Annotated in this window: 10 protein-coding genes; 7 read left to right on the plus strand and 3 right to left on the minus strand. The window is 47.9% G+C overall.

All coding sequences use genetic code 11. The features are described from left to right. The first annotated feature begins 167 nt into the window (after positions 1–167). The 5 genes from DWX23_RS11765 to DWX23_RS11785 all read left to right on the plus strand — a co-directional run bounded on the left by DWX23_RS11765 (position 168) and on the right by DWX23_RS11785 (position 8,536). The gene (locus DWX23_RS11765; protein WP_122374767.1) at positions 168–1,412 is read left to right on the plus strand and encodes an MFS transporter; all 1,245 of its coding nucleotides are present in this window, start codon (positions 168–170) and stop codon (positions 1,410–1,412) included. Positions 1,413–1,511: 99 nt separating this feature from the next. Beyond that, complete coding sequence (locus tag DWX23_RS11770) at positions 1,512–3,134, plus strand: sialidase family protein (RefSeq protein ID WP_122374635.1); 1,623 nt, start codon at positions 1,512–1,514, stop codon at positions 3,132–3,134. A 5-nt stretch (positions 3,135–3,139) separates the two neighbouring features. After that, a complete protein-coding gene (locus tag DWX23_RS11775; protein WP_122374636.1) occupies positions 3,140–5,149 on the plus strand; it encodes a family 20 glycosylhydrolase in 2,010 nt (669 codons plus the stop codon). Positions 5,150–5,164: 15 nt separating this feature from the next. Next, the gene (locus DWX23_RS11780; protein ID WP_122374637.1) at positions 5,165–7,273 is read left to right on the plus strand and encodes a GDSL-type esterase/lipase family protein; all 2,109 of its coding nucleotides are present in this window, start codon (positions 5,165–5,167) and stop codon (positions 7,271–7,273) included. Positions 7,274–7,327: 54 nt separating this feature from the next. Beyond that, positions 7,328–8,536 (plus strand): cyclically-permuted mutarotase family protein, encoded by a 1,209-nt coding sequence (locus DWX23_RS11785; RefSeq protein WP_122374638.1) that lies wholly within the window; start codon positions 7,328–7,330, stop codon positions 8,534–8,536. Between the two features lie 80 nt (positions 8,537–8,616). Here DWX23_RS11785 and DWX23_RS11790 read toward each other — a convergent pair whose 3' ends face one another. The 3 genes from DWX23_RS11790 to DWX23_RS11800 are packed head-to-tail and all read right to left on the minus strand — an operon-like array spanning position 8,617 to position 11,033. Further along, a complete protein-coding gene (locus DWX23_RS11790) occupies positions 8,617–9,369 on the minus strand; it encodes a TIGR02757 family protein (protein ID WP_122374639.1) in 753 nt (250 codons plus the stop codon). Positions 9,370–9,372: 3 nt separating this feature from the next. Continuing rightward, positions 9,373–10,074, minus strand: a complete 702-nt coding sequence (locus DWX23_RS11795) for a DNA alkylation repair protein (RefSeq protein ID WP_122374640.1) — start codon at positions 10,072–10,074, stop codon at positions 9,373–9,375. Then, positions 10,071–11,033, minus strand: a complete 963-nt coding sequence (locus DWX23_RS11800; protein ID WP_122374641.1) for a 2-hydroxyacid dehydrogenase family protein — start codon at positions 11,031–11,033, stop codon at positions 10,071–10,073. Before DWX23_RS11800 ends, DWX23_RS11795 begins: the two co-directional genes overlap by 4 nt. An 84-nt stretch (positions 11,034–11,117) precedes the next feature. On the opposite strand from DWX23_RS11800, the gene DWX23_RS11805 reads away from it, so the two are divergent. Then, a complete protein-coding gene (locus DWX23_RS11805; protein ID WP_122374642.1) occupies positions 11,118–12,350 on the plus strand; it encodes a nucleoside recognition domain-containing protein in 1,233 nt (410 codons plus the stop codon). 138 nt (positions 12,351–12,488) lie between these two features. Beyond that, positions 12,489–12,923, plus strand: a complete 435-nt coding sequence (gene ybeY / locus DWX23_RS11810) for an rRNA maturation RNase YbeY (RefSeq protein WP_122355355.1) — start codon at positions 12,489–12,491, stop codon at positions 12,921–12,923. The last annotated feature ends 21 nt before the right edge of the window (positions 12,924–12,944 follow it).

A 12,944-nucleotide genomic window follows, 5' to 3' on the forward strand; every position in this document is an offset into this window, starting at 1 on the left:
CTTTAGGCTTTAGCCACATTTCTCTTAACAAAAGGAGATTGTTTAAAATGGGACTAAAGTCCAAAGAAATAGATCATTTACTGCTCCGTCAGCTAAAGCAGACGGCAAATGAACTTCAGATGGCTTATCTTCACCAAACTTTGTTTTCGCCTCTAAAATATAACGAAATGAATAATAAAAAGATATACCCCTGGGTAGTTGTCGGTCTGTTATGGGGAGTAGCCCTGTTGAACTATATGGACCGGCAGATGCTCTCTACCATGAAAGATGCGATGATGATCGACATCACCGAACTGGAATCGGCAGCCAATTTCGGCCGACTGATGGCCGTATTCCTCTGGATATACGGATTCATGAGTCCCGTAGCAGGAATGATAGCCGACAGGGTAAACCGCAAATGGCTGATCGTCGGCAGTCTGTTCGTCTGGTCGTTTGTCACACTTATGATGGGCTATTGCACCACGTTCAACCAGATTTATTTCCTGCGTGCCCTGATGGGGGTAAGTGAAGCCTTATATATCCCGGCAGGATTATCTCTGATCACCGACTATCACCAGGGGAAAACCCGTTCACTGGCAGTTGGTATTCACATGACCGGACTTTACACCGGACAGGCTCTGGGAGGTTTCGGAGCAACAGTAGCAAGCGCTTTCACCTGGGAAACGACTTTCCACTGGTTCGGGATTGTCGGTATTGCATACAGCGTTGTTCTGATCCTGTTCCTGAAAGATAAAAAAGATCATATCATTCATAAGATAAAAGAAGTAGGCGCCGCTGTCGAGAATCCGGTCAAAGGAGCCCTCAAGGGAATGGGAATGTTGTTTACCAACATTTCCTTCTGGATCATCCTGCTTTATTTTGCCACCCCGAGCTTACCCGGCTGGGCAACGAAAAACTGGCTTCCTACGCTATTCTCCGAAAATCTGTCCATAGATATGTCGGAAGCCGGACCGTTATCGACGATCACGATCGCCTTATCTTCGTTTATCGGTGTAATTGCCGGCGGGATCATGTCGGACAGATGGATACAGACAAACGTACGCGGCCGTGTCTATACCGGCGCTATCGGATTGGCATTGACCATTCCATCGTTACTTTTGCTTGGTTTCGGTCATAACTTCCTGATGATCGTAGGAGGCGGACTTTGTTTCGGTATCGGTTTCGGTATCTTCGATGCAAACAATATGCCGATCCTTTGCCAGTTTATCTCACCTCGTTACCGTGCAACCGCTTATGGCATTATGAATATGACAGGGGTATTTGCCGGAGCTGCCATCACAGACCTGCTGGGAAGATCGACAGATGCCGGAAACCTGGGACATGACTTTGCCATGCTGGCAGGCCTTGTTGCCATCGCCCTGCTGATACAGATATGCTTCCTTCGTCCGAAAGTGGCAAATATGACGGATTAACAATAAGAATATCAATAAAAAGTTCCAGAGGTAACGGCAGGCATACCATGAAATCGTTACCTTTGGAAACTACATTTACTAATTCATAGAACAATTATCATGAAAAAAAGCATCTTTTATCTCTGTCTTCTATTCATCGTGCAAACCGCTATTGCTGCAGACAGCCTGTACATCAGGGAGCAGCAAATCCCGATTCTGATCGATCGTACGGACAATGTGCTGCTGGAAATGCGTATTCCTGCACAGAAAGGGGATGTATTAAATAAACTGACTCTTCAATTCGGCAATGAAACAAATGTATCCGATATAAAGGCTGTCCGGTTGTTCTATAGTGGGACGGAAGCCCCCGCAAGGGAAGGAACTCATTTTAATCCGGTGACTTATGTAACAAGTTTCACTCCGGGAAAAACACGTACAGCCAACCTTTCCTACTCTGTTAAACAGGATGAAATAACAACTCCGGGAAACACCATTACACTGACCTCCAAACAGCCGATGGTAAAAGGTCCGAATTATTACTGGGTCAGTATTGAAATGAAACCGGAAACATCTCTGCTATCGAGAGTTTCCTTTACCATACCGGAAGCAGTCATCAATAACAAACCGATGGAAATCACCTGGAGCGGTAAAGCGGAATCTCCCCGCCGTGTAGGGGTAGGCGTACGCCAGGCCGGAGACGACGGCTCCGCCGCATTCCGTATCCCGGGGCTTGTGACAACGAATAACGGAACTCTTCTGGGGGTTTATGATATCCGTTACAACAGTAGCGTAGACTTACAGGAAATGGTCGACATAGGTGTCAGCCGCAGTACCGACAAAGGGCAGACCTGGGAACCGATGCGTGTAGCCATGACATTCGGTGAAACCGGTGGTTTGCCTCATGCACAGAACGGTGTGGGCGACCCGTCCATTCTGGTCGATGAGAAGACAAATACGATCTGGATCGTTGCCGCCTGGACACACGGTATGGGGAACGGACGTGCATGGTGGAACTCCATGCCGGGAATGACTCCCGACGAAACGGCCCAATTGATGTTGGTAAAAAGCGAAGACGACGGTAAGACCTGGAGCGAACCGATCAATATCACTTCACAGGTAAAAGATCCTTCCTGGTATTTCCTGTTGCAAGGCCCGGGGCGCGGCATCACGATGCAGGATGGTACACTGGTGTTCCCTATTCAGTTCATCGACGCTACACGTGTTCCGAATGCGGGTGTTATGTACAGCAAAGACCGTGGTAAAACATGGCATCTGCATAATCTGGCACGTACCAATACGACCGAAGCACAGGTGGCAGAAGTCGAACCGGGGGTACTGATGCTGAACATGCGTGACAACCGTGGCGGTAGCCGGGCAGTTGCAACGACCAAAGACCTGGGTAAAACCTGGACGGAACATCCTTCCAGCCGGAGTACACTCCAGGAACCGGTATGTATGGCAAGCCTCATCAAAGTAGATGCAAAAGACAACATCACCGGAAAGAAACTGTTACTGTTCTCCAACCCGAATACAACTAAAGGACGTAACCATATCACGATCAAAGCCAGTCTCGACGGCGGTCTGACATGGCCTGCCGAACATCAGGTATTACTGGACGAAGCAGAGGGATGGGGATACAGTTGCCTGTCTATGATCGACAAGGAAACCGTTGGAATCTTCTATGAGTCAAGCGTAGCGCACATGACTTTCCAGGCTATCAAAATAGCTGACCTTATTAAATAAAACGGATGAAGCAAAAACTGTTCGTAACACTTATACTATGTTTATGGCTACCGGTGGCATATGCTGCCGGTAACCTGAACTTACTTCCCTGGCCACAGCAAGTGGACTGGACGAAGCAGACGTTCTCAGGCAAAGATATTTCACTTTCACTGGCTGGAAATACCGGACAAATGGTTACCGGCTGGCTGCAGGAAAGCAATATCAACATAAATCCTGCCAGTAAAAAAGTTTTCCGGGTAACGCTTGTCGAAAACCTGCCGGAAGCAACAATAAATCAGGACGAAGCCTACAAACTACAGGTATCATCGCAAGGGATCGCTATCGAGGCAACCACAGAACAGGGCGTTTATCGGGCCATACAAACCCTCCGCCAGTTGACGGAAAAGAAAGGCGGCAGATCCTTCGTCACCGGATGTAAAATAATCGACTGGCCTGCTTTCCGTATCCGTGGATTTATGCAGGATGTAGGACGTACCTACATCCCGATGGAAGAACTGAAACGGGAAATAGCCAAACTGGCACAATACAAGATCAACGTATTTCACTGGCACCTCACGGAAAACCAATCCTGGCGACTGGAGAGCAAGATCTTCCCAATGCTCAACGACAGCATCCATACAACCCGTATGCCGGGTAAATATTATACATTGGAAGAGGCCAAAGAACTGGTTGAATTTTGTAAACAGCACCAGGTATTGCTGATCCCGGAATTCGATATGCCGGGACACAGTGCCGCCTTCGTAAGTACATTCCGCCACGATATGCAAAGTCCGGAAGGTATGAAAATACTGAAACTGCTGATCGAGGAAGTATGTGAGACATTCGATGTGCCGTACCTTCACATCGGAACGGACGAGGTACAGTTCACCAACCCGCAATTTGTGCCCGAAATGGTCGCTTTTGTACGATCAAAAGGTAAAAAAGTAATTTCCTGGAATCCGGGATGGCATTATCAGCCGGGAGAGATCGACATGATACATATGTGGAGTTACCGGGGAAAACTTCAGGAAGGAATACCTACAATAGATTCGCGTTTCCACTACCTGAACCATTTCGATACCTTTGCCGATCTGCGCGGATTATTTATGAGTAATATCTACCGCCATACCGAAGGCAGCAACGATATGGCGGGTGTCATCCTCGCTATCTGGAACGACCGTTGGGTGCAACCGGAAGAAAAGATCATCAACGAGAATATCTTTTATCCGAACATGCTGACTATCGCCGAACGTTCCTGGCGGGGAGGAGGATATGAGTATTTCGATAAATACGGAACGAATATGCCTCCCCGGAACAGTGAGGAATATAAAGCATTTACAGAGTTCGAACAACGTCTGCTCTGGCATAAGGAACATAATTTCCGGGGATATCCTTTCCCTTATGTAAAACAGACAGACATCAAATGGCGTATCACCGATGCATTCCCGAATAACGGAGATATGGGCAGCGTATTTCCTCCGGAAACCGAGCTGCAAGACAGTTACACATACGAAGGAAAAACATACGGAACGAACGATAGTGAAGGAGCCGGAATCTATTTACGCCACGTATGGGGAAATACTATTCCCTGTTTCTATAAGGACCCGCAGGAAGATCATACCGCTTATGCCTGGACCTGGGTTCATTCACCCAAAGATCAGGAAGTCGGAGCCTGGATCGAATTCCAGAACTACGGCCGGTCGGAAATGGACCTTGCACCGCCACAGGGACAATGGGATTATAAAGGAAGCCGTGTATGGCTGAACGACGAGGAAATACTGCCTCCTGTATGGACAGCCACGCACAAGGAAAAATCGAATGAAGTCCTGCTGGGAAATGAAAATTGCGTGGGACGTGAACCGACAAAAGTCCATTTGCAGAAAGGATGGAACAAGGTATTCATGAAACTGCCGGTCGGCAAGTTCCGTCTGCCGGAAGTACGGCTTGTCAAATGGATGTTCACATTCGTATTTGTTACACCCGACGGTGAAAAGGCGGTAGACGGACTGATCTACTCGCCGGATAAGAAAAGATAAACAGATCATCATACAATGAAAAAAACGCTTTTATTACTATGCTTGTTACTCTGCACGACTGCCTATGCTCAGAAAAAGATCAAGGTGGCCTGTGTAGGTAACAGTGTAACCTATGGTGCAGGCATAAAAAACCGGGAAGTAAATTCGTATCCGGCACAGCTGCAGCGGATGCTGGGAGAGGATTACGAAGTAATGAATTTTGGGAAAAGCGGCGCCACTTTACTGAACAAAGGACACCGTCCGTACAGCGAACAGGAGGAATACCGGGCAGCTCTCGATTTTGCAGGCGACCTGGTTGTTATCCATCTCGGACTCAACGACACCGATCCGCGCAACTGGCCGAACTATCGGGATAACTTCGTCTCGGACTATCTCTCCCTGATCGAATCTTTCCGGAAAGTAAATCCGGAATGTAAAATATGGATTTGCCGGATGACACCGATTGCCCATCGCCATCCTCGTTTCAAATCGGGTACACGCGACTGGTACTGGCAGGAACAGGCTACCATCGAAGAAATCGCACAATTGGGCAATACGGGATTGATCGACCTGCAAGCCGGACTCTACAACCGCCCGGATCTCTTGCCCGATGCTCTTCACCCGAATACGGAGGGGGCAGGTATCCTGGCAAAAACAATCTGTCAGGAGCTGACGGGTAATTACGGTGGACTGCAAATGCCGGTCACTTACTCGGACAATATGGTTTTACAGCGTGAAAAGCCGTTACCTATAACAGGTATCGCCAATGCCGGTCAAAAGATAACCGTACAGATTGCCGGTCAGAAAAAGGAAACCGTTACGGCTCCGAACGGAAAATGGTCCGTCACCCTCGAGCCGCTTCAGGCAGGAGGCCCTTACGAGCTGACAGTAGAGGCTGTTTCCGGAAAAACCGACAAAAAGGGGAAAAAGAAAACAGCCGATTCTCAAAAGATCGTTTACCGGAATGTATTGATTGGTGAAGTATGGCTCTGTTCCGGCCAGTCTAACATGGCCTTTCGCGTAAATGAACTAGCGGACTCACAGCATAAAGAACTGACAGCGTATGCGAAAAAAGAACCGCAAATCCGGCTCTTCAATATGGTACCCCGCTGGTTCACGAATGCAGAGGAATGGGATGAAGCGGTAATGGATTCACTCAACCGACTGCAATATTACCATGACGCACAATGGACGGCATGCAACGAACAGACAGCCGATAAATTCTCGGCCGTAGCCTTCTCCTTCGGACAGATACTTTCGGATAGTCTGCAAGTTCCGGTCGGACTCATATTGAATGCCGTCGGAGGTTCCGGTACAGAAGCCTGGATAGACCGGAAAACATTGGAGTTCGACTTTACCGACATCCTGTACGACTGGATGCAAAACGACTTCATCCAGGATTGGGTACGCGGACGTGCAGCCCTCAACATAAAAAAATCGACGAACAAGCTACAACGACACCCGTATGAACCTTGTTACCTGTATGAAACTGGCATCAGGCCGTTACAGCAATATCCGATCAAAGGAGTGATCTGGTATCAAGGAGAATCGAATGCACAGAATATAGAGACACATGAGCGTCTGTTCCCTTTATTAGTAAACAGCTGGCGAAAAAACTGGGGAGAAGAGTTCCCGTTCTACTACGTGCAGTTATCCAGTATCGACCGTCCGAGCTGGACGTGGTTCCGTAACAGCCAACGCCGGATGATGAAAGAAATCCCGAACTGCGGCATGGCTGTAAGCAGCGACCGGGGAGATTCGTTGAATGTGCATCCAAGATACAAGCGTGAAATAGGGGAGCGCCTGGCCCGCTGGGCTTTAAACCAGACATACGGACATCGGATCACACCGTCCGGCCCGCTTTTCAGTTCGGTTGAATTCAAAGATGGTGCCGCCTATCTCTCTTTTGAGTATGCAGATGGTTTGCATACTTCCGACGGAGAGCCGTTACGTACCTTCGAGATAGCAGAACACAACGGTCTATTTGTTCCGGCACAAGCAAAAATTATCGATGGAAAGGTCAAAATCTGGAATGAAAAGATCACCCATCCTCAACTGGTCCGTTACGGCTGGCAGCCATTCACCCGTGCAAACCTGGTAAACGGGGATGAACTTCCGGCATCCACATTCAGGTCAAAGGAATAATAAAGCACAGGTATATGAATTATTCGTCATATAGCGTGAAAGTACAACAACATTATGTATAACAAATCAATAGTAAACGGATGGTTGATCCTGCTGGTCATATTGCTGACAGGATGCAATCGTCCTACCTCTAAACCGAACAATATCATGATTAATTGGAGCAAATTACCCGATCTGCCCGGAATGGCAGATACGGCATCACTGGGAGTATCGGCCCCCTTTGCCGGTATCAGCAACGGCAAACTGGTGGTTGCCGGCGGTTGCAACTTTCCTGATAAACCCGTCACCGAAGGGGGAGCTAAGAAATATTACAGCGATATATTCACCCTCGACCTTTCAGATAAAAACGCCCAATGGGAAAAAGCAGGCAATCTTCCTTTACCGGTTGCTTACGGAGCCTCCGTCACGACACCGGAAGGCGTCGTTTGTATCGGGGGCAACAACAGCACCGATTTCTTTACAGATGTCCACCTGCTGTCCACTTCGGACAACGATGGAAGCGTGCATATCTGCCGATTGGCATCCCTTCCTGTCCCGATGGATAACCTCTCAGCCACCTATGCCGACCATACGGTTTATGTAGCCGGAGGCAATGAAAATAAAAGGCCGGGGAATAGCTTCTTTGCCATGAAACTAGATAAGAACCTGGATGGGGATTGGGAAAAGCTACCTGACATCCCCTGTCCGGCTCGTGTCCAGCCTGTCTTAGCCGCTCAAAAGTCTGCAGACGGAATACGCATCTACCTGGCAGGCGGTTTTCAGCCTCTTTCCGGGGATAAGGATGCTATTGTACCATCAGATATGCTCTCATTCCATCCGGGCACAAAAGAGTGGATTACAGAGACGGAATTGCCCTTATTTGACAACGGAGCACGGCGGACCTTCACCGGCGGTTGTGCTGTTGCCTATAAAGACAGTTCGATCTTATTCATGGGCGGCGTCAATTACGACCGTTTCCTGGCAGCCGTCAACCGCCCGAAGCTGATCGAAAAAGCCGAAGCAGACGGCGACACTGCTCTGGTCGGCACATTACAGGAAGAGGGGAAATCTTACATGTTTCATCCGGTGGAATGGTACAAATTCAATACTGCTTTGTTGCAATACAATACCTTCACCAAAGAATGGACCAACCTCGGTGAATACGAACAACTGGCCCGTGCCGGAGCAGGTGCCATACTGAAAGGCGACAGCCTTATCATCGTCAACGGTGAATTGAAACCGGGCATCCGCACTCCCCACGTCAACCTGGCTATTATAGAATAAACGCTTCTACATAAACAGAAAAGTATTTGTTATTTGTCATACACAGGCATTCAATGGATAAAGGCATGACAAAAAACGACCTACAACGTCGTTTTCCTATTTATATCATAGCCAAATAAAGCAAAATCGCCCAGGCAGGGATCGTCGGGAAAAACTTCTTTCAAGGCTTCGGTTATCTCGACAGCTGTTTTCAGGGTGGCATTCTTTTGGTTGGTCAGTCCCAGTTCCAGAGAGATTTGATGGACATGCGTATCCAAAGGAATGATCAGTTCATGCGGCCGTATCGATGTTCCCCAAATGCCGAAATCGACAATACCGTCTTTCCGGACCATCCAGCGAAGGAACATGGCCAGGCGTTTGCAGGCGGAAGTACCCGTCAGCACCGGAATCCCTTCGATATCCCGGAACACATCCTGTATCTTTGTGACCGGATTGGAATACGGACTGGCAGCCAAAGCATCCTCCAGCGAATCATATTTGCCGTAGATACTTCTCATCCGTTCGCACAACTGCCGCAGATGGGAGTAGGTGTAGAAACGGTAAAAAGTATCCCTTTTACCCGATTCCACCGTGTTTCCCGACAATTCCTTATATCCTTCATCCATGATCCAGCGATACGGACTGGGGCCCATTGCGGCATGCAATTCGTTCGCTTTTCGCAAGATCAGCTCCCGGCGTCCGTAAGAAATCCAGGAGGTAAGGAAGGCGGATATTTCTATATCTTTCTTCTCGGTGTACCGGTGCGGGAACTGTACCGGATCGTCCGGGATAAATGCATCTACATTATATTCTTTTGCCCACTGGCGGAGCTTTTCTTTTATCTGTTCGTCCATCTGTTATTTCTTCTTCAGGAAATATTGACGCTGATCCTCCGGATAATGTTCAATGGCATACCGGAGTGCCGTACGGGGGAGACGGGTGGCATATTCCTCCAGGAACGCAGACAAAGTCTCCCGGTCTTTCTTTCCGACTTCACGGAGCATCCAACCCACAGCCTTGTGCATCAGGTCATGTTTATGCGACATCAGTTTTTCTGCCAGAGCCAGCGTATCGGTATATTCACGGTTACGGATAAACGTCACCGTCGAAACCATCGCGATGCGTTGTTCCCACAGGCAATCGCTTTCCGCCAGTTCATACAACCGGGAGCGGTCTTTATCCAGCAGGTAAAGCCCCACGAGATGCGGACAGGTAACGTCCACCAGATCCCAGTTATTGATACGGCGGGCATTGCCCAGATAGAAATCGTACAGCTTCTTTCGGTCGGCTTCCGAAACCTTTTTGAATTGCTCGACGGCGATCAGCAGGGCACAAAGACGTGCTTCGTGATATTCACTATCCATCAGTTTCTGCAATTCGGGTAAAGGAGTTTGTTTGTTCGCCTTTGCGATACTGCGGGTGAGGGGAGCGACCAGTCCCAGGAATACATCGCCTTCAGCATACTGTCCCGGCCCCGTTTTAAAGAAACGTTGCAGGAAAGCAGCCTTCTCCGGATTCGCCATCGAGAGAAGTTCGCTCAATATAAACTCTGCCGTCATGGACGCATGACACGTGATACAGGACGGTCGCCTTCCAAAAATCCGATGACGTTATTACAAACCGTACGGGCCATGACGATACGCACATCCAGCGTCTGTGTTCCGATATGGGGAGTCAGTACGACATTATCCATCTCCAGTAATTCCGGCAGCGGATAATCGCCGAATTCAAATACATCCAGACCGGCTCCATGAATCGTTCCGTCCTGCAAAGCCTTCACGAGTGCCTGTTCGTCCACCAGCGGACCACGGGCCGTATTGATCAGGATAGCAGACGGTTTCATTTGCTTCAATTCTTCCTCGCCGATGATATGATAGGTGTCAGGCGTATAAGGTGCATTCAGGGAGACAAAATCGGACTTTGCCAACAACTCCTCCATAGAGGCATACGTTACATTCAGTTTCGTTTCTTCATCTACGTACAATTGGCGGCGGTTATGATAGATCACTTCCATGCCACAGGCATTCGCACGTTTGGCAAGTGCTTTTCCGATACGTCCCATACCGATAATCCCCAACGTCTGTCCGGTAATATTCACACCCAGATTTTCGAGTACGCCTATTTTCATTTCCTTGCCTAAAGTGCGCAATTTACGGTCGCATTCGGTAATGCGGCGGGCGGTATCGATCATCAGACCGAGTGCCAGATTTGCCGTAGGAGCAGTCACCGGGTCCGGAGTATTGGCCACGGTAATACCTTTTTCCAGGCAATAAGCCACATCGATATTATTGTAACCTACCGCATAATTGGCTACCATCTTTAAATCCGGTGCATGGTCGATCAGTTCTTTATTCACCGGGAAATCGAACATGGAGCACAATACATCATACTCCGGGATCATTTCGAATACTTCCTCATAAGTAAAATCTCTTCCGTCGGGAAAAGTCACATCATACTTGCTTTCCAGCTCCGTGAAGCCCTCGCGGAACATGTCGTAGGTTACTAATATCTTTGTCATAAGTCATTACGATTATTATTCGGGCAAAAATACAAATCTATCGTTAATAAATTCCTATTTTTGTGAGCATAATATGAAAACAATATGGTTCTAAACTACATTTGGATTGCATTCTTTCTTATCGCATTCGTTGTCGCACTGGGTAAACTGATCTTTGCAGGTGATACTGCCGTATTTACCGAGATCATCAATTCGTCTTTCGCATCTGCCAAAACCGGCTTTGAGATTTCACTCGGACTAACGGGGATTCTATCACTTTGGCTCGGTATCATGAAGATCGGGGAGAAAGGAGGGGTGATCCAATCGTTTGCCCGATTCGCTGCTCCGGTTTTCAGTAAGTTATTCCCGGGAATACCGAAAGACCATCCGGTAACGGGTTCGATCTTTATGAATATTTCGGCCAACCTGCTGGGACTCGACAATGCGGCCACACCGATGGGACTGAAAGCCATGCAACAATTGCAGGAACTGAATACCGAAAAAGAATCGGCCAGCAATCCGATGATCATGTTCCTTTGTATCAATGCTTCGGGATTGACACTTATCCCGATCACCATTATGATGTACCGGGCACAACTGGGGGCGGCTAATCCGTCGGATGTATTCCTGCCGATCATGCTGGCGACATTTTCATCCACATTAGTAGCCATACTGGCTGTCTGCATCAAACAGCGGATCAATCTGCTCCAAAAAAATCTGGTTCTGTTCTTCGGCGGATTAGCAGCTTTTATCGGCGGACTGGTCTGGCTGTTCAACTCATTGGAACAGGAACAGGTTTCCCTTTATTCGACTTTATTTGCAAACACTTTATTGTTTACGATCATCTGCGGATTCATCGTCAGCGGTATCCGCAAAAAGATCAATGTATACGACACATTCATCGAAGGGGCTAAAGAGGGGTTCAAGACGGCGGTCACGATCATACCGTACCTGGTTGCCATTTTGGTCGGAATAGGCGTATTCCGGGCTTCAGGGGCAATGGATTTTATCATTGAAGGTATCCGAATGGGGGTAGGTGCTTTAGGCATAAATACAGATTTTGTGGGTGGCCTGCCGACTATTTTAATGAAACCGTTAAGCGGAAGCGGTGCACGGGGGATGATGTTGGATGCGATGAACACATACGGAGCCGATTCGTTCGTCGGACGATTGGCATCCATCGTACAGGGTTCGACGGATACGACATTCTACGTAGTCGCACTTTACTACGGCAGCATAGGCATACGCAATACACGTTATACTATTCAATGTTCTCTGCTGGCAGACCTGGTAGGGGCAATTGCCGCGATTACTCTGACATACATCTTCTTTGCCTGAGAGATCAGATCGGATTATCAAAATGTCATTACCATACCGGGTAAATCGGATTAATATGGCGGGTAATTGAAATTAGTACTGCGAGTAATATTTTTTAACGTATTATTCTGATAGATAAACAAGATAAATAATAGCATTATGACAATATCATTTCACGCGGAAGACATCGAACTTCCGGCTATCAAAAAAGAGGCTGTCAGCAACTGGATCAAAGCGGTGACAGAAACATACGGGAAAAAGACAGGGGATATCACCTATATCTTTTGTTCCGACGAAAAGATTCTGGAGGTAAACCGCCAGTATCTGCAACACGATTATTACACCGATATCATCACGTTCGATTATACCAGCGGCAACAAAATATCGGGCGACCTTTTTATCAGCCTGGATACAGTAAAAACAAATTCGGAAAAGTTCGAAACACCTTACAACGAAGAACTGCATCGCACAATCATCCACGGAATTCTTCATCTATGCGGCATCAACGATAAAGGACCGGGGGAGAGGGAGATCATGGAAGAGAATGAAAATAAAGCGTTGGCTATTTTACCAGAGGAATGCCGGGAGAGTTAATCCCGGCATTCCTCTGGCAAA

It is taken from the genome of Parabacteroides sp. AF18-52 (assembly GCF_003479145.1).
Taxonomy (GTDB): domain Bacteria; phylum Bacteroidota; class Bacteroidia; order Bacteroidales; family Tannerellaceae; genus Parabacteroides; species Parabacteroides faecis.